18 protein-coding genes are annotated in these 16,827 nt (G+C 38.7%); 2 read left to right on the top strand and 16 right to left on the bottom strand.

What is annotated here, in order from left to right:
- Nucleotides 1–23 precede the first annotated feature (23 nt).
- The 3 genes from MWU82_RS06765 to MWU82_RS06775 form a co-directional block, all read right to left on the bottom strand.
- Entirely contained in the window at nucleotides 24–497 is a 474-nt protein-coding gene (locus MWU82_RS06765) for a DUF6428 family protein (RefSeq protein WP_247095782.1), read from the bottom strand.
- 47 nt (nucleotides 498–544) lie between these two features.
- Nucleotides 545–877 (bottom strand): metalloregulator ArsR/SmtB family transcription factor, encoded by a 333-nt coding sequence (locus tag MWU82_RS06770; RefSeq protein WP_247095783.1) that lies wholly within the window; start codon nucleotides 875–877, stop codon nucleotides 545–547.
- Between the two features lie 74 nt (nucleotides 878–951).
- Nucleotides 952–1,599: a class I SAM-dependent methyltransferase gene (locus tag MWU82_RS06775; protein WP_247095785.1), complete on the bottom strand. Its 648-nt coding sequence runs from the start codon at nucleotides 1,597–1,599 to the stop codon at nucleotides 952–954.
- 324 nt (nucleotides 1,600–1,923) lie between these two features.
- On the opposite strand from MWU82_RS06775, the gene MWU82_RS06780 reads away from it, so the two are divergent.
- On the top strand, nucleotides 1,924–2,157 hold the full coding sequence (locus MWU82_RS06780; protein WP_215946456.1) for a hypothetical protein: 234 nt from the start codon (nucleotides 1,924–1,926) through the stop codon (nucleotides 2,155–2,157).
- A 210-nt stretch (nucleotides 2,158–2,367) separates the two neighbouring features.
- On the opposite strand, the gene MWU82_RS06785 is transcribed toward MWU82_RS06780, so the two are convergent.
- The 6 genes from MWU82_RS06785 to MWU82_RS06810 form a co-directional block, all read right to left on the bottom strand.
- A complete protein-coding gene (locus MWU82_RS06785) occupies nucleotides 2,368–2,610 on the bottom strand; it encodes a DUF1059 domain-containing protein (protein ID WP_215946457.1) in 243 nt (80 codons plus the stop codon).
- Nucleotides 2,611–2,919: 309 nt separating this feature from the next.
- On the bottom strand, nucleotides 2,920–3,600 hold the full coding sequence (locus MWU82_RS06790) for a haloacid dehalogenase type II (RefSeq protein WP_215946458.1): 681 nt from the start codon (nucleotides 3,598–3,600) through the stop codon (nucleotides 2,920–2,922).
- Nucleotides 3,601–3,667: 67 nt separating this feature from the next.
- Complete coding sequence (fabF, locus tag MWU82_RS06795) at nucleotides 3,668–4,909, bottom strand: beta-ketoacyl-ACP synthase II (protein ID WP_247095787.1); 1,242 nt, start codon at nucleotides 4,907–4,909, stop codon at nucleotides 3,668–3,670.
- Between the two features lie 79 nt (nucleotides 4,910–4,988).
- On the bottom strand, nucleotides 4,989–5,633 hold the full coding sequence (locus MWU82_RS06800; protein WP_215946460.1) for a DsbA family oxidoreductase: 645 nt from the start codon (nucleotides 5,631–5,633) through the stop codon (nucleotides 4,989–4,991).
- Nucleotides 5,634–5,910: 277 nt separating this feature from the next.
- Nucleotides 5,911–6,474, bottom strand: coding sequence for a carboxymuconolactone decarboxylase family protein (locus MWU82_RS06805; RefSeq protein ID WP_215946461.1), 564 nt, complete (start codon nucleotides 6,472–6,474; stop codon nucleotides 5,911–5,913).
- A 78-nt stretch (nucleotides 6,475–6,552) separates the two neighbouring features.
- Nucleotides 6,553–7,116 carry a TetR/AcrR family transcriptional regulator gene (locus tag MWU82_RS06810; protein WP_247095789.1) on the bottom strand — a complete coding sequence of 188 codons (564 nt, stop codon included), beginning with the start codon at nucleotides 7,114–7,116 and terminating at the stop codon, nucleotides 6,553–6,555.
- A gap of 325 nt (nucleotides 7,117–7,441) precedes the next feature.
- Between MWU82_RS06810 and MWU82_RS06815 the strand changes: the two genes are divergently transcribed.
- Nucleotides 7,442–7,681 (top strand): hypothetical protein, encoded by a 240-nt coding sequence (locus tag MWU82_RS06815; protein WP_247095790.1) that lies wholly within the window; start codon nucleotides 7,442–7,444, stop codon nucleotides 7,679–7,681.
- A 431-nt stretch (nucleotides 7,682–8,112) separates the two neighbouring features.
- Here the strand turns inward: MWU82_RS06815 and MWU82_RS06820 are convergent, their stop codons facing one another.
- The 7 genes from MWU82_RS06820 to MWU82_RS06850 all read right to left on the bottom strand — a co-directional run bounded on the left by MWU82_RS06820 (nucleotide 8,113) and on the right by MWU82_RS06850 (nucleotide 16,820).
- Nucleotides 8,113–9,321, bottom strand: a complete 1,209-nt coding sequence (locus tag MWU82_RS06820) for a sensor histidine kinase (protein ID WP_215946464.1) — start codon at nucleotides 9,319–9,321, stop codon at nucleotides 8,113–8,115.
- A 309-nt stretch (nucleotides 9,322–9,630) separates the two neighbouring features.
- Complete coding sequence (gene secA, locus MWU82_RS06825) at nucleotides 9,631–12,990, bottom strand: preprotein translocase subunit SecA (RefSeq protein ID WP_247095792.1); 3,360 nt, start codon at nucleotides 12,988–12,990, stop codon at nucleotides 9,631–9,633.
- A 173-nt stretch (nucleotides 12,991–13,163) separates the two neighbouring features.
- Nucleotides 13,164–13,388, bottom strand: a complete 225-nt coding sequence (locus MWU82_RS06830) for a DUF2795 domain-containing protein (RefSeq protein WP_013994285.1) — start codon at nucleotides 13,386–13,388, stop codon at nucleotides 13,164–13,166.
- 137 nt (nucleotides 13,389–13,525) lie between these two features.
- A complete protein-coding gene (locus tag MWU82_RS06835) occupies nucleotides 13,526–14,101 on the bottom strand; it encodes a cob(I)yrinic acid a,c-diamide adenosyltransferase (RefSeq protein ID WP_247095794.1) in 576 nt (191 codons plus the stop codon).
- A 108-nt stretch (nucleotides 14,102–14,209) separates the two neighbouring features.
- The gene (locus MWU82_RS06840; RefSeq protein ID WP_247095795.1) at nucleotides 14,210–14,365 is read right to left on the bottom strand and encodes a hypothetical protein; all 156 of its coding nucleotides are present in this window, start codon (nucleotides 14,363–14,365) and stop codon (nucleotides 14,210–14,212) included.
- Nucleotides 14,366–14,410: 45 nt separating this feature from the next.
- Entirely contained in the window at nucleotides 14,411–14,917 is a 507-nt protein-coding gene (locus MWU82_RS06845) for a hypothetical protein (protein ID WP_215947133.1), read from the bottom strand.
- A 22-nt stretch (nucleotides 14,918–14,939) separates the two neighbouring features.
- Nucleotides 14,940–16,820 (bottom strand): ABC-F family ATP-binding cassette domain-containing protein, encoded by a 1,881-nt coding sequence (locus tag MWU82_RS06850; protein WP_215946468.1) that lies wholly within the window; start codon nucleotides 16,818–16,820, stop codon nucleotides 14,940–14,942.
- Nucleotides 16,821–16,827 lie beyond the last annotated feature (7 nt).

The following is a 16,827-nucleotide window of genomic DNA, read 5'->3' on the forward strand; positions in this document are numbered from 1 at the left end:
GTGTTTGTTGGATAGTAATGGGTTTAGCAGCATCCGGAATCGGGAGTACAACAATTGGCTGTTGTTCCTTGCAATTGGGATAACTTTAATTTTGGTTTTTCAGTAGGAATACCACAATTCTCCTTAGCCAGGCAATCTGTATGTTTCGTGGCCAAAAGAAAGTTGGTACCGTCAAAATCCAATCCAAATTTTTGAATGGTTTCTCCTTGGTATTCCACTTCAATTTCCAAATCCCCAATTTCCAATACCTTTTCAGAGAGTTCAATGATGTGCACCAATTTCTCAGGATGAAGTCGGTGGTCATAGTCGTTGGAATCCCATAGCTGAAAATTTACCACCTCCTCTTTTCGAACGGTTCCCCCACAGTCTATAAAATTCTTGGTTATTTTACCTACTTCGGTAACGTGAAAGTGATTGGGAACTAGTTTACCGTTTGGCAATTGGAATGCGATAGTATCCAAATTTCCTAAAATTGTTTTTACTTCTGATAGTTTCATTTTGTTATTTGTTTATTGCGATTATACGATTAAAGAATTTAAATTTTTTAGCAGCAATCTCCCTGTTTGCTAATGTCCAGATTTAGGAATTGTTTTATGATTTCCTTCATTTCCAGCCATTTTTCGGTGTTAATGCAATAGCAGACGCTGGTTCCTTCAACACTACCCTTAATGAGTCCCAAGAGTTTCAATTCTTTTAGGTGCTGTGATATGGTAGGTTGTGCCAATCCAATTTCACTCACCAGATCACCGCAAACACAGGTATTCAATTTAAAAAGATGCTGTAGTATGGCCACCCGGGCCGGATGCCCAAAAGCTTTGGCAAAAATGGCAATTTCGTTTTGTTGATCCGAAAATATTTCTGTTTTAGCTAATCCCATTCTCTTATTATTTGTATATCGCAATATTACGATGAATATTTATTTTAAGCAATGTTTTTTAATTTTTTTTACAATTAGTCCTTTTGGTGTTGATTTTTCCTGCTTATCAGGACCGTATGTTTTTCTATTAGGGCTTCCGTTCTCTGGTAATCTATATGGTAAACCTCAGGTTCTTCAAATGAATTTTGAGTTAGAATTGTTTTTAATGTATCCAATTTATGGAAATGGAAATAGACTCTGTCTCCGTTGCTACCCACTTTGTAGTCCGATTTGTTTGGATCACCCTCCACAAAACTTAAATAGAGTAACCCGTTGTTCAATAATAATCTGTGGGAATCCACAATTAATTGAACACAATCTGCCGGTGAAAGAAAGGGTAGGCAAAAACCACAAACTATTCCATCATATTGGGTGTTCAGTTCACTGATCCGTCTGCCGTCCAAAACCTTGAATGTAGCAGTTGGATTGTTCTTTTCTGCCAATTTTATCATATTTGGGGCAACGTCTATCCCCAGTATATTGAAGTCGGGCCTTTTGGATAAAAGATATCTTGTGATGTTTCCGGGGCCACAGCCTATTTCTAAAATTTCGGCATTTTTTGTTGATATCGAATTGCAAATAAGATCATAGCTTTCATTGTACAAGTCCAGTTCCATAAACTTGTCTTGATATAGGGAAGCTATTTTGTTCCAAGTCTCGAATGTTTCCTTATAGCGGTCCAATGAGGTATTTCATTTTAAATGACTGTTAATCGACATAAATATCGGGAATAATCTTCAACCCAGGATTGCTGTATTATATCATTTTTTTATTTTAAGTGTGGAAAATCACAAATCAGCGGGGCTTAATTTGTAAGTAAATACTTGCTCTAATCGATGAAATGCAATTTTTTATCGCTAAAGTGATTTTGGAGCCCGATACGTTCATCGGGAATTTTTTGCACTTCATCTGGAATTTTTCCGCTTAACGAGAAAGAGTGTTTTTCGTCGAATCAGAACCTAGAAAAGTACACTTGCCCAAGTTATATATATAACAAAACGCAAGTCATGAAAACCATTTTAACTTTAATCTTTGTTCTTTTTATCGGAGTAGCTGCTCAAGCTCAAAACGATGCTTCCGAAGTTAAGGTTGAAACTGTTACCATGAGTATTACAACGGCAAAACAAGAAGTAGCTTTAAAAAACGAGAACTCTGTTGCACGTTTGTATATGTTTAAAAATTCTAAGATAACCAAAGAATTATCTTTCTCTACCAAGTTGAACAAAGCTAAACTGGCTTAGTACTTGGGTAAATTAATAAAGTCGCCATTCGGCTTTCAATCAAAGAAAATACTATGATAATAATTGCCCTTTTAATCTTCTTCTGTATCTGCCTTAATTATATGGTTGTTTTTCCTGAAAAAGAGGATAGTGTAAGGACATTGAAGGAGCCAGTGAAACGGGATATCTAGATCTGTGTCTTCTTTCTTCTGCTAATAAATCGTAGAGGAATTAATTTTTGCTCTTTGGGAGTGCTTCAAATTCCTTTTTTTTATTTTCGAACCATTTGGCCATGGCATCTTGTGATTTCATAAGTTCCTGCATTTTATTCATGGCTTCCAAGTGCTCTTTGTTACCCGCCTTAAACATTTCCATACCATGCTTTTTGCTTTGTTCAGCCATTTCTTCAAAGGTATTGGCGTGAAATTGCATGTCACAGGCACCTCCCAATTGTTTACACGTCATTGTTTTCATATCGATTGTTTTTTAAAGATAAGTTTATCCAGTAGACCACTGACTCGCAAATGGTTCCTGTTAACGCTATGTTTTATCTAAATTGTAGGCCGAGGTTACAAGTTAATGAAAAAGCCTTAAACTTATATTGGGAATATCGAGTTCCTTTAATATCACAAGTTCTTGTTTATTGGTATTTTTCGAAAGGTATGGATTAATAGAAGTCAATATTAGGTAGAATATCTTTTGAATATGCAGGTACCTTGGGGATGGCAATGTAGATAAAGTGCCACCACCAGGAGTGGCGGTGATGAGGACGTGACCTATATACTAGTTTTTTAGAACGATGAGTTGTTTAGAAATTTTGAGTAGATCTGTTTCAATTATTTCGGGCCGTGGAGCCAAAGGATACAGTTGTTGTCCGGGACGGGCAATGAATGCACCTCTCCAACCGGCCCACATTGCACCCGCAATATCCCATCCGTGGGCAGCAATCATTATACATTCATTTGGTTGTACCCCCATTTTCCTGGCTGCCCAATTATAGACATCGCTGTCGGGTTTGTATTTTCCAAGATCCTCTATACTTAATCGTTCATCGAAATAGTCGGTAAGACCGGCATTCTTAAATTGCATCTCGACTCCTTTGTTAGAGGAGTTGGTCAAGGAGACCATTTTATAACCGGCATTTCTAATATTTTCCAAAGCAGCCTTAACTTCCGGGTGAGGGGGTAAGGAGCGCAATGGGGTTAGTGCCTCCTTGGCATCCTTCTCCGATAATTGAATTCCATGATTTGCGGCGACCATTCTCAAGGTGGCGGCTCCTATGGTGCCAAAATCTACATATTGCCTACTAGCGGTTGATACAAGGGAGTATTGCAACATGGTAGTGAACCATAGAGGCAAGAGATCTTCTCGGCCCCCTAAGGCCTTCCCTATACTATTTTTCATATTCCCTAAATCTAATAGGGATTCATTTACGTCAAAAAATAGAACCTTGGGTGGTTTCATATGGATTTGTATTTCTTTATATTAATCGGTCTTAGGTTAAATCAGCATTAGTGTACAACACCGGATTTTATAATTTTTTAAAAATTGTTGTAGCGTTGTGCCCGCCAAATCCAAAGGTGTTGCTCATGGCTACATTTACGTTATGGTCAATGGCTTCCTTAAGTACTATGGGCATGGATACGGGGATATTGGAATCAATTTTTGTAGTGTTGATTGTTGGTGGAATAATATTGTTTTGAATGGCCTTTATGGATAAAATCGCTTCCACTGCACCTGCCGCTCCCAATAAATGCCCGGTCATGGATTTTGTAGCGCTTATTTTTAGGTTGTTGAACTCATTGTTGAAGGTTTTTGCCACAGCCTTTATCTCGCTCAAATCACCAACAGGGGTAGAGGTAGTGTGGGTGTTTAAGTAATTGATCTCTCCCGAATTAAGTTTTGCTTCCTCCATGGCCAATTGCATAGCTTTTATAGCACCGAGACCCTCTGGATGTGTGGCTGAAATGTGGTAGGCGTCATCGGTCATAGCAGCTCCTACTATTTCGGCATAGATTTTTGCGCCGCGTTTTTTGGCATGTTCATATTCTTCAAGAATTAAGGCACCGGCTCCTTCGCCCATAACAAATCCGTCCCGATCTTCATCAAATGGTCTTGATGCTCCTTGTGGATCATCATTTCTGGTAGATAAAGCTTTCATTGCACTGAAGCCACCAATAGAAGCCTCGGTTATGGGAGCTTCCGATCCCCCTGTCACCATTACTTTGGCCTTGTTTAATCGAATATAGTTAAAGGCATCCATAATGGCAGAGCTTGAAGATGCACAGGCCGAAACCGCTGTATAATTAATTCCCATTAATCCGAATTTCATAGCAATCATTCCCGATGCCATATTTGCTAAAAGTTTGGGTATAAAAAAAGGATTGAATCGGGGATTCATTCCTCCCTGGGTATAATTCTTCACTTCATCCTCAAAGGTTTTCATACCGCCCTGACCAGTTCCCCAAATTACCCCAATATCAAAAGGAGAAAGTGTATCCAGGTTTAATCCGCTATCACCGAAAGCTTCTGTTACGGAACAAAGGGCATACTGGGTAAAGGGATCACTTCTTTTTATTTCATTGCGATCAAGATATTTTTCGGGTGCGAAATCCTTTAATTCACCCGCGAAGGTTGTTTTAAACAAAGAAGGGTCGAACTTGGTGATTTTTGAAAATCCATTTTTGCCTTTTATGGCATTTTCCCAAAACTCATCAACCGAATTTCCTATTGGGGTCAAGGCTCCCAATCCTGTAATCACTACTCTTTTCATAAATTCAATTTTTTAACAGGAACCGCCAATGCTGGTTTCCGTGCACTTGAGGGCCTGTTTATATGTTCTCCTGTTATCCTTATTGTTCAATAACTTCAGTAAGTATCTGTTTAAATACATCTACAGGTTGTGCCCCTGTCACTGCGCTTTTTCGGTTAAATACAATAGTTGGTACAGAATTAACTCCTAAATTTTTCCAATAATCTTCTTTACTTCTTATCTCGTAACGTGCTTCATCATTATCTAATTTAGCTAGAGCTTCTTCAGCGTTTAAACCAACATCTAATAAAGCTTGCTTTAAAATAGCTCTGTCCGAGACATCTTTTCTTTCGCTAAAAAAAGCTGTGGTTAAACGCATCTTTAATTCGGTTTGCTTTCCAAATGCCTTGGCATACTCCAATAAGATATGAGCTTCAAAGGTATTTGCCATTCTCATTTCATCAAAATAATCGAAGGTAAATCCCAGTTCTGCCCCTGCCTCGGCCATATATTCCTGTGAGCGCTTTTGGTCTTCCAAGCTAGAACCATATTTTTCGGCAATATGTTCCTGTACGTTCTGACCCTCTTTTGGCATATGTGGATTTAGTTCAAAAGGTTGCCACTCTATTTCAACTTGGTCTTGAATACCCATTTCTGAGATAGCTTTATCCAAGCGTTTGTAACCAATGGTGCACCAAGGGCACACCACATCGGATACGATATCTATTTTAATTTTATCTGCCATTTTATTTGATATTTAGTATTGGTTAAGGCTTATTTAACTTCACTAATTTGAACTTGTGGTTGCACATTGGTAAAATTAGGAAGGTCAGCCAAAATAGCTTCTGCATTTGGACCAAACGAATGTTGAAAGGTTTCCATTGATACAAAAGTTCAAAGTTAATGAATATGGGACTGGTTGTATAGAATCTGTTCCCATATTGGTGGAAAATGGAACCGGGCGGTCACTTAAGTTGTGTATACCTTTACCGTCCGATTCCTTTCTTAGTCCTTTCCTTTATTTAGGAGACTATTGTTTCGGGTTTCCAGGCAAACTTTTTAAATGGTGTATCAACAGGAGTGTTGGCAATATGATTGGAATAATTGCTTATTACCTTTTGCGATAGTCCAAGGATAATTTCTAAAATTTGTCTTTCCCCGTAACCCACGGCATAGAATCTGTTCATTTCTTCTTCCGAAATATTTCCACGATTCCGAACAATGGATAAAGTGGTCTCGTGCAATACCTGTAATTTTTCTGTGGGCATTGCGGTCTTATTTCTCAAAGCTTCGCTTATTGCCGGATCTACCTTCATCATATGGGCTATGCCGGTATGTGCCGGTACACAATAGTGACATTCGTGTTCCACGTTAATGGTTTGCCACACCACCGTTAGTTCTTCGTTGTTAAAGGAAGAGTCTACAAACAATTGATGCAATGTCTGATATGCCTCTAGGATGCCTGGAGCACCGGCTAATACCCCATGTAATCCGGGTATCATCCCAAAGGCCTTAACTGATTTTTCCAATAACGGTTTACTTTCCTCTGGTGCGGTCTCAATGTCGTGTACTTTTAATGTAGTCATAATTCAATTTTTAATTTATTGTTTATTCGATTTTATTTTATTTCTAAGCAACTGCTTAGAAATGGAGTAAAAAAAATGTTAAAGGTTCGTAAATGCTGTTTCTATATAATCTTCCAATTCTTTCCTACTTAATATTTTAGAGGCCAGGGAAAGTCCTAACATAGATGTGGCCAAGTAGTTGGCTTGTTTTTCAATAGTTACTTGGGTTTTATTTTTGTCTTGTTTTAAGCTATTTGCAAATAGGGTTTTAATTTCATTAAAAAAGCTCTTCAATTCTGTCATAATAATGGGATCCCCATGCGCTCCCAATTCATTTACGGTATTGGTAACCAAACATCCCTTTTTGCCATTATCATCTTTGGAGAATTCCAAGAAATCGTAAAAATATTGTTTAATACCGGCTACCCCGTTGTTTGATTTTTCTAAAATTTCTGTAATGCAGTGTATCCGTTTTTTATAGGATTTAATACATTCCAAGAAAACCCCGTTCTTACTTCCGAAACTTGAGTAAATAGAGAATTGGTTTATGCCCATTTCTTTTTCCAACATACGAACGGAGGTATTCTCATACCCATTGCGCCAGAACAAGCCCATGGCCTTTTCTATTACTTCCTCTTCGTTATATTGTTTGCTCCGTGCCATTTTTTAAATACAGGACAAAACTAAGCAGTTGCTTTGAAATAAAAAAACATTTAACATTTTGTTCAAAATTCCCTTTGGATATAGTTGTTCTGCATTAAACAATAATCTTAGGCCTTAAAAGGAGAAATGTCCCAAACTACAGCTAGTTAACCTCGGTTAAATACTTCTTTTATCGCTAAAGTGAATTGAGGCCTCCTGACGTTTATCGACAATATTTTGCACATTAACAGACTTTTTTCCAATGAACGAGTAACAGTGCTTTTCAGCGAATCGGAACCTAGATAAGTACACTTGCACGAGTTATATATATAACAAAACGCAAGTCATGAAAACCATTTTAACCTTAATCTTTGTTCTTTTTATCGGAATGGCCGCGCAAGCTCAAAACAGTGCTGCTGAAGTTAAGGTTGAAACTGCTACCATGAGCATTGTTGCTGCCACTGCAAAGCAAGAGGTTGCTTTAAAAAATGAAAACCCTGTTGCACGTTTGTATATGTTCAAAAATTCCAAGATTACAAAAGCATTGTCTTTTACAACTAAATTAAACAAAGCCAAATTGGCCTAACAAGATACACTAACCTGCTGCCCCAAAACGGACAGTCCCAAAATAGACCATTATGATATTATTTGCTCTTTTAATTCTCATATTTCTTGGCCTTAGTCATATCATTATTTTTCCTAAAACGAAGGGTATTCTGAGACCTTTGAAAGTGTCAGGGAAGCAGGAAAAGGAATAGACCTTTACACGGAATCCGATTTTACCGCCAGTTATCGTAAGTTCGTCTTAAAACGGAGTACCTATAACTGATTATTAATTGAAGGTTTTGGATAGCTATATCTTTGATAAGAGGTCTCTCCCGATAAGCATCGGGATACGCCATTCTGCGGATAGGCAGTCTTCACCGGACATTATTTGACATAAACCCTGGCTTGTTTTCATTAAAAAATTGAAAATAAGAAAGAGTATGCGAATAAGTGTAGCTACTACTTATGGGTTTAAGTCTTAAAGGGATGTTGGATATCGGAAAATTTGACAACGTAGTTTGTGCCTTTTTTGGAGGAATCCCTGTTTATGGATCCCTTTAATTGACGGGACAGATTATGGATAAGTTTTAGTCCTAACGATTTGGTGTTCTTATGGCTTATACCGTCCGGAAAACCTTCACCATTGTCACCAATATAAAGTATATAATCCTTACCATTCGATTGTACAAGTTCTATATGTACTTCCCCGTGATCATTATCCTTTATACCGTATTTAAGGGCATTGGTAATTACTTCGTTGATCAATAGTCCTAATGGGATAGCCGTGTCTATCCCGAGTTTAATATCCGGGATTTTGATGTTTAGCGTGATATTGTTTTCAGTGCCTTTGAAGGATCGTATGAGATAGTCACTTAATTCCTCAACATAGGACTTGTATTCAATTTTGGACAGATCGTGACGCATATACAACATCTCATGTACCATGGCCATGGAAATTACCCGGTTTTGACTGCTTTTTATCAAAGTTTTTATTCTAGGTTCTTCAATGCTTCTGGATTGAAGACTTAGTAAGCTGGATACGGTTTGAAGATTATTCTTTACCCTATGGTGAATTTCTTTTAAGAGCGTGTCTTTTTCCCTAATGCGGGCCTCGTTTTCGTTTCTAATCTTATGCAGTTCGTTGTGCGCCTTTAGAAGGTTTTTTCCTATAACACCTCCCAAGAGGTATACCGAGAAAAGAATACTAAAAAGTGCAAAAATATTTTTACTTTCTATAGGGACTACATTTTCTGTAAAATTAAATTCTGCTATACTCTGGGAGTAAATAAGGATAATAATAAGCAGATTTAAGTTTAGGTAAACCCTTCCATATACCTTTGTGCTGATGTATCCGGCAAATACCACCAATGCCAATACAAAAATAAAGGGACTGTTAATGCCACCACTGTATATGGTAATAATAACAGAGGAGGCCAAGGCCATTATTGAAGTAATATTGTAAGTTAATCCCAATAGTTTGTGCTTGTGGTACAAAAGGGTATTGGCCAAATTTAAAGTGCCAAAGACAAAAAAAGTAGTGGGAATTATTTCAGTGATCTTAAGGAAAAATATACAGATAATACCAAAAAGAATGGAAAGGACCGAGGAAATATAGTTGACCCTTAACGTTAAACGGACTTTGTCCTTTAGTCGGTACTGATCCTGAGTGGGTATTTGCATTAAAAATTGGTTAATGGTTGTATTCTGAAGGTAAAGATAATCGTTTGAATTAAAGCGCGATGAATTTTAAGGTTAAAACAATATTTTTATGGAAATCCCTTTTGCCTTGCAGGTGGGATTTTGGATCTATTGATTTTTGGCCCCAATTTTTCACCTCTTTTATTCGATATTAGTTTTGCTTTTCCGTCAGAAAAAACCTTAGTATTGTTATAAATATATTAAAATTTGAACAATAAAAAAGCGACACCTTTGTAGGGCGTCGCTTTTTTGTGCGTACTACTTTAATTTTAAAGCTGTTGGGCGTTTTTACTAATCTTCTATAATTACCCATTCGCCTTTTTCCAAAAGCGGTTCTGCTTGCTTGTATTTGACCGTCTTGCTTTCACCGGACATTACATTCTTAATAGTGATCCTTTCGTTTCTTCCTATTTTGGCCTTTTCCCGTACAATGGTTTCGGTTACCTGTGGTCGTCCACCCTGATTTTGGCCTACAGCCCTGCTCTGGGCCGACATCTCATCACTGTTGGGGATTTCTTCCTTGGAGGTCTTTAAGTTTTCCTTTGGCCTGCGAACATTTCTGGCTTCTTGGATTTCCGGACTCTGCGTTGGAAGCTCTCCTTTAAACAAGAAAGAGACGACTTCTTTGTTCACCTTTTCTATCATTCCCTTGAAAAGTTCAAAGGCCTCAAATTTGTAGATCAACAAGGGATCTTTTTGTTCATGTACGGCCAATTGAACGGATTGTTTCAACTCGTCCATTTTTCGTAGATGAGTTTTCCAGGAATCGTCAATGATGGCGAGGGAAATGTTCTTTTCAAAATCTGTTACCAATTGGTTGCCATTACTTTCGTAGGCTTCCTGAAGATTGGTAACCACATTCAAGGATTTTATGCCGTCTGTAAAAGGCACTACAATTCTTTCAAACTTATTGGCATTGTCCTCATATACCTTCTTTATAACTGGGAAGGCCGTGGCTGCATTGCGCTCCATTTTGTTCTTATAATGGGTATATGCCGTTTTATAAATAACATTCGCCATTTCCTGAACGCCCATTTTTGCAAAGTCATTTTCGCTAATGGGAGAGGTGATGGAAAAATATTTTATAAGTTCAAATTCAAAGTTCTTGAAGTCGTTGGCTGCCTTATTGGTGTCCGAAATTACCTCGCAGGTATCGTAGATCATGTTGGCGATATCTACTTTAAGTCGCTCCCCCTGTAAGGCATGGCGTCTTCTTTTGTAGACTACTTCCCTTTGGGCGTTCATGACATCATCATATTCCAATAATCGCTTACGGACACCAAAATTGTTTTCCTCCACTTTCTTCTGTGCGCGCTCAATAGATTTCGTCATCATGGAATGTTGGATAACCTCACCTTCTTCCAAGCCCATCTTATCCATCATTTTGGCTACCCTGTCCGATCCGAACAATCGCATAAGGTTATCTTCCAAGGAAACATAGAATTGAGAGCTTCCTGGGTCTCCCTGTCGTCCGGAACGACCTCTAAGCTGTCTATCTACCCTTCTGGAATCATGGCGTTCAGTTCCTACAATCGCCAAACCTCCAGCTTTTTTTACTTCTGTACTTAGTTTAATATCTGTACCACGACCTGCCATGTTGGTGGCTATGGTTACCACACCTGCATTACCTGCCTCGGCCACAATATCCGCTTCTTTCTTATGCAATTTGGCATTAAGTACGTTGTGAGGTACTTTCCTGATTGTTAACATACGCGAAAGAAGTTCGGAGATCTCCACAGAGGTAGTACCAATAAGCACCGGTCTGCCGGATTGTGATATTTTGGTAACCTCATCAATAATGGCATTGTACTTTTCGCGTTTGGTCTTGTAGATCAAATCTTGTCTATCGTCCCTTGCAATTGGTCTGTTGGTAGGGATTTCCATCACATCCAACTTGTAAATCTCCCAAAATTCCCCAGCTTCGGTAACAGCTGTACCGGTCATCCCTGCCAGTTTGCTATACATCCTAAAGTAGTTCTGTAAGGTTACGGTGGCAAAGGTTTGGGTCATTGCCTCGATCTTAACATTTTCTTTGGCTTCAATGGCTTGGTGCAATCCGTCAGAATAACGCCTGCCATCCATAATACGGCCCGTTTGTTCGTCTACGATCATAACCTTGTTCTCCATAACCACATACTCCACATCCTTTTCAAAAAGCGTGTATGCCTTTAAAAGCTGGTTCATGGTATGGATACGCTCACTTTTTATCGCGAAATCCTTGAACAATTCCTCTTTTAATTCGGCTTCCTTATTAATTTCAAGATCCTGATTCTCGATTTTTGCAATTTCATTTCCAATATCCGGCATTACGAAAAAGTCCTTTTCGCCATCCCCGGATAGATATTCAACTCCCTTTTCTGTGAGTTCTATCTGATTATTTTTTTCATCGATAACAAACCAAAGTTCTTCATCTACCTTCGGCATTTCGCGGTTGTTATCCTGCATATAAAAGTTCTCGGTCTTTTGAAGTAACTGTTTTACCCCTTCTTCGCTCAAGAACTTTATTAAGGCTTTGTTCTTAGGAAGACCTCTATGTACACGTAACAAAAGGAAACCACCTTCTTTGGTATCTCCCTCGGTAATCAATTTTTTGGCCTCAGCCAAAACTCCCGTTAAATAGGCGCGCTGTTTGTTGACAATGTCACCAACTTTGGGCTTCAGTTCATTAAATTCATGTCGATCTCCCTCTGGTACCGGACCTGAAATGATCAAGGGGGTACGGGCATCATCTACAAGAACAGAATCCACCTCATCCACAATGGCATAATTATGAGGTCTTTGAACCAGGTCGCTGGGAGTATGGGCCATATTATCCCTCAGATAATCAAAACCGAACTCATTGTTGGTGCCATAGGTAATATCTGCGTTATAGGCAGCCCTACGTCCGTCGGAATTGGGTTGGTGTTTGTCTATACAATCCACTGAAAGTCCGTGGAATTCGAATATAGGTGCCATCCAGGCACTATCCCTTTTGGCCAGATAATCGTTAACTGTAACCAAATGGGCTCCCTTGCCGGTTAGTGCATTTAAATAGAGGGGCAGGGTAGCCACCAAGGTTTTACCTTCCCCTGTTTGCATTTCCGCAATCTTTCCTTGGTGAAGGGCAATCCCCCCAATTAATTGCACATCATAATGTATCATATCCCAGGTAACCTCCTTGCCGGCGGCATCCCAAGAGTTCTTCCAGATGGCACTGTCGCCATTCAAGGTAACGTAATCCTTTGAACCGGAAAGCAGCCTGTCGTATTCGGAGGCTTTAACGGTAATGGTTTCATTATTGGCAAAGCGTTTTGCAGTTTCTTTTACAACGGCAAAGGCTTCGGGCAACATATCTGTCAGGGCCTTTTCGGAAATGGTATATATTTCCTCCTTTAATTTGTCTATGTCCGCATAAATATCTTCGTTCTTGTCTATGTCTGCAGACTCCTTTACCTCTTTTAGCAACTTATCTATTTGCTCATTGATCTCTTTACAGTCTTCTTTTATTTTATTTTTAAAAAAAGCCGTCTTTTCCCTTAGTTCATCGTGGCTCAATTTTTCCAACGCCGCTTCGAACGATTTTATTTGATTGACCAAAGGTTGTAGGTCCTTGACATCTTTCTTTGATTTATCCCCTACAAATACCTTTAATACTGAATTTAAAAAACTCATAATAATTTCTGTTATTAATGAAAGACCTGGTAAAAGCCTTTTCCAATGTATATGCACAAAATATTTTAGTTGGCACGTGCAATGCCAACTTTTGGATATAAGATTTCCAACATCAAAATTACGTAAAAAAAAAGCCTCATATGAGACTTTTTTGTTGTAATTCCGTTAATATTTTAATACTCGTCCTCGTTCCAAAGATAGTCTTCTTCCGTGGGATAGTCTGGCCAAATCTCTTCGATTGATTCATAAATCTCCCCTCCTTCTTCCTCCATGGACTGTAGGTTTTCTACAACCTCCAAAGGTGCACCGGTTCTAATTGAGTAATCTATCAATTCGTCTTTTGTTGCGGGCCAGGGCGCATCACTTAGGTAGGATGCTAATTCTAATGTCCAATACATCGTAATTATTTATTTTTTAATATTTTGCAAAAGTAATTTTTAAACTGAAACTGCCAAGTTTTTTTGCGTAAAATTCATCTAATTCTATTCTAATTTTATCGCTTTAATATTTTGATAACGAAGAATTAACGAATTTATTAGTCCCGCTTCTCCGGAATCCATCTTATTTCCTCAGCTTGTACATCATAGGACAATTTTCGTGCCAATACAAAGAGAAAATCGGAAAGTCTGTTTATATAGGATAATAAAATGGGGTCTACAGGCTCAAAATCGTTCAATTGGGAGACTAGGCGCTCCGCCCTACGGCAAATAGTCCTTGCAATATGACAATATGACACTGTTGTATGTCCTCCCGGTAAAATAAAATGGGTCATAGGGGGCAAGTCTTGTTCCATAAGGTCTATTTCCTTCTCTAGAAGGTTTAAATCCCCACTATCAATTTTAGGAATATTTAATCGGTCTTTTCCACTTTTTAGTTTTTCTTTCTCCGGGTCAATGGACAATAGCGCTCCTACGGTAAATAATTTCTCCTGAATTTTTATCAATACCTGCTTGGAAGATTTGTCTATTTGCTGGTCCCTTATCAATCCGATCCAGGAATTGAGTTCGTCCAAGGTGCCATAACTTTCAATACGAATGTGATGCTTGGGTACCCGGGTGCCGCCAAACAGACCTGTTGTGCCATCATCGCCTGTCTTGGTATATATTTTCATGCCGGTCAATGTATTTTAATTTAAGGAATAATAATTTTTGTTGATTATAGTGGAGGGTGATACTGCTGAGCAGCAGGCTTTGTTTTGGAGCAAGTCTAAATATTGTTTTTATGCTTGGTCTTTGGACTTACTCCTATCCTCTCTATTATAATCTTCCATGAATTTCCTGGATTTTCTGTCTCTAGATCTTCTTTTGGTAAACCCTTGGGCAACAAAGAAAATAACTCCTAGAACGGCAAGCACTATGTAAATGATGTAGTCCATCGGTCATATTTTAAAAATTTCTTTATCTCCTTTAAAAATACGGGTTTAAATCCGAATCTTAAAATGCTCTTTGGCCTGTTCCTTTCTAAAAAAAACCAGTCCGCAGTAAAATAGGTCTATGGTAACCCTTACCTGTTTCAATTCTTTTATATTTTCCCATAATTTATGAGTGTTCGCCGTTTGGTATATCCCATCTACGAAAACAACAGTATCGTTGGCAAGGTTGTAATTATGAACAATAAATTCATCAACCGTTGCCTTATCCAACCGTTCAATAAAAATTAATTCTTTGGAGGTATTGGTGAAGGATACCCCTTTTAAGTATTTTGTTATTTCTTTTTGCACAGCAATATTGGCAGGGACCAAATGTACTTGGCCAAGTCCAAAATAGGCTATAGTCTTTACTAGAATATTATGGGACTTTGATATTCTATAATGTGGGGCAGCGTAAAGACACTTGGTAATAAACCGGTAAACAAAAGGGGAGTGTACCCCGTGCTGGTTGCTGGATGACAGCCGGAATTTTATAAATGCGAATAGCTTATATAACATCTTAAACTTTATTGGACAAGATTTATTCGCCCATGGACATAGAAAGCTCGAACCAGCGTTCTGTTTTTTCTTCTATGGTATCTGTAATCTCCTTGAGCTCAATAGATAATTTGGAAATATCATCACCGGAAAGGGTGCTATCCGTAAATTTATTCTGGATTTCCACCTTTTGGGATTCCAGTTTTTGGATTTCCTTTTCCAATTGTTTGTACTCCTTTTGTTCCAAAAACGAAAGCTTTTTTCCGGTTTCTTCTTCTTTCCAGGTATTTTTGGAATTTTTTACCTCGTTGGCTTTTTCTTTGGATGCCTTGTTTTCCTGTATGTTACTGTCTTCATAAGTCCTGAAATCGGAATAGTTGCCTGGAAAGTCCTCAATTTCTGCATTTCCCCTAAAAACAAAGAGGTGGTCCACGATCTTATCCATAAAATAACGGTCGTGGGAAACAACCAAAAGGCAGCCTGGGAAATCGAGCAGAAAACTTTCCAATACGTTCAGCGTTACAATGTCCAGATCGTTGGTAGGTTCATCTAGGATAAGAAAGTTCGGATTTTGTATTAAGACGGTGCACAGGTATAGGCGTTTGCGTTCCCCTCCACTTAATTTTTCAACAAAATCATATTGCTTTTTACGGTCGAACAGAAAACGTTCCAATAGTTGCTGGGCTGAAATTTGTTTCCCCTTCATTAACGGAATGTAATCCCCGAATTCACGGATAACGTCGATTACTTTCTGACCTTCTTTTATAGTAATACCCTTTTGGGTGTAATAGCCAAACTTAATGGTTTCGCCAATGATTACCTTGCCACTGTCCGGTTGCACGGTGCCGCTCAGTATATTTAAAAAGGTAGATTTTCCTGTGCCATTTTTTCCTATGATACCGATTCGTTCCCCCTTCAGGAAGTTATATTCAAATTTGTCCAGAATGGGCTTGTTGGGAAAGGATTTGGATATTTTGTGAAGCTCCACAATTTTGCTCCCCATACGTTCCATATTTATTTCCAACTGCACCTCGTGTTCCTTTCTACGTTGGCTTGCCTTTTCCTTAATAGTATGAAAATCGTCGATTCTGGATTTCGATTTAGTGGTCCTTGCTTTGGGCTGCCTGCGCATCCAATCCAGTTCTTTCTTGAACAGTATTTTGGATTTGTGCTGTTCCACTGCTTCCTGTTCTATACGGGCTTCTTTCTTTTCCAAATAATAGGAATAATTACCCTTGTAGGAATACAGCTGCCCATTGTCCAATTCAATGATTTCATTGCAGACCCGCTCCAGGAAATAACGATCGTGGGTAACCATGAACAAGGTCATGTTCTCCTTGGCGAAATACTGTTCCAGCCACTCGATCATTTCCAGGTCCAAATGGTTGGTAGGTTCATCCAATATAAGTAGATCCGGCCTATTGATCAAGGCATTGGCCAATGCCAATCGCTTCTTTTGTCCCCCTGAAAGTAGTCCTACCTTAACATCTAGATCTTCCAATTTTAATTTGAACAGGATTTGCTTGTATTGGGTTTCAAAATCCCAAGCATCATAGCGTTCCATTGCTTCAAAGGCCTTTTGGTAGGCATCAGCATCTTCTGGATCCAGAAGTGCATGTTCGTAGTTTTGAATAACTTTTAAAACTTCGTTGTCCGATGCAAAGATGGTTTCCTCTACGGTCAATTTGGGGTCTAGGTCCGGTTCTTGTTCCAAAAATGAAATTCGAATGCCCTTACGACTATTTATCTGGCCGCTGTCCGATGCATCCTTGCCGGAAAGTATGTTTAAGATAGAAGTCTTTCCGCTGCCGTTTTTGGCAATGAGCGCAATCTTTTGATCCTTGTTGATGCCAAAGGAAATATTTGAAAAAAGCGATAACTCGCCAAATGATTTGGATATGTTTTCTACAGTAAGTAGGTTCATTTAAGGT

The organism is Arenibacter sp. S6351L, from assembly GCF_023016025.1.
Taxonomy (GTDB): domain Bacteria; phylum Bacteroidota; class Bacteroidia; order Flavobacteriales; family Flavobacteriaceae; genus Arenibacter; species Arenibacter algicola_B.

What these genes read in the sequence shown, in the direction of transcription:
- MWU82_RS06765 (WP_247095782.1), bottom strand. Translation starts at nt 497, where the DNA reads ATGAAACTATCAGAAGTAAAAACAATTTTAGGAAATTTGGATACTATC.
- MWU82_RS06770 (WP_247095783.1), bottom strand. Translation starts at nt 877, where the DNA reads ATGGGATTAGCTAAAACAGAAATATTTTCGGATCAACAAAACGAAATT.
- MWU82_RS06780 (WP_215946456.1), top strand. Translation starts at nt 1,924, where the DNA reads ATGAAAACCATTTTAACTTTAATCTTTGTTCTTTTTATCGGAGTAGCT.
- MWU82_RS06785 (WP_215946457.1), bottom strand. Translation starts at nt 2,610, where the DNA reads ATGAAAACAATGACGTGTAAACAATTGGGAGGTGCCTGTGACATGCAA.
- MWU82_RS06790 (WP_215946458.1), bottom strand. Translation starts at nt 3,600, where the DNA reads ATGAAACCACCCAAGGTTCTATTTTTTGACGTAAATGAATCCCTATTA.
- fabF (WP_247095787.1), bottom strand. Translation starts at nt 4,909, where the DNA reads ATGAAAAGAGTAGTGATTACAGGATTGGGAGCCTTGACCCCAATAGGA.
- MWU82_RS06800 (WP_215946460.1), bottom strand. Translation starts at nt 5,633, where the DNA reads ATGGCAGATAAAATTAAAATAGATATCGTATCCGATGTGGTGTGCCCT.
- MWU82_RS06805 (WP_215946461.1), bottom strand. Translation starts at nt 6,474, where the DNA reads ATGACTACATTAAAAGTACACGACATTGAGACCGCACCAGAGGAAAGT.
- MWU82_RS06810 (WP_247095789.1), bottom strand. Translation starts at nt 7,116, where the DNA reads ATGGCACGGAGCAAACAATATAACGAAGAGGAAGTAATAGAAAAGGCC.
- MWU82_RS06815 (WP_247095790.1), top strand. Translation starts at nt 7,442, where the DNA reads ATGAAAACCATTTTAACCTTAATCTTTGTTCTTTTTATCGGAATGGCC.
- MWU82_RS06820 (WP_215946464.1), bottom strand. Translation starts at nt 9,321, where the DNA reads ATGCAAATACCCACTCAGGATCAGTACCGACTAAAGGACAAAGTCCGT.
- secA (WP_247095792.1), bottom strand. Translation starts at nt 12,990, where the DNA reads ATGAGTTTTTTAAATTCAGTATTAAAGGTATTTGTAGGGGATAAATCA.
- MWU82_RS06830 (WP_013994285.1), bottom strand. Translation starts at nt 13,388, where the DNA reads ATGTATTGGACATTAGAATTAGCATCCTACCTAAGTGATGCGCCCTGG.
- MWU82_RS06835 (WP_247095794.1), bottom strand. Translation starts at nt 14,101, where the DNA reads ATGAAAATATATACCAAGACAGGCGATGATGGCACAACAGGTCTGTTT.
- MWU82_RS06840 (WP_247095795.1), bottom strand. Translation starts at nt 14,365, where the DNA reads ATGGACTACATCATTTACATAGTGCTTGCCGTTCTAGGAGTTATTTTC.
- MWU82_RS06845 (WP_215947133.1), bottom strand. Translation starts at nt 14,917, where the DNA reads ATGTTATATAAGCTATTCGCATTTATAAAATTCCGGCTGTCATCCAGC.
- MWU82_RS06850 (WP_215946468.1), bottom strand. Translation starts at nt 16,820, where the DNA reads ATGAACCTACTTACTGTAGAAAACATATCCAAATCATTTGGCGAGTTA.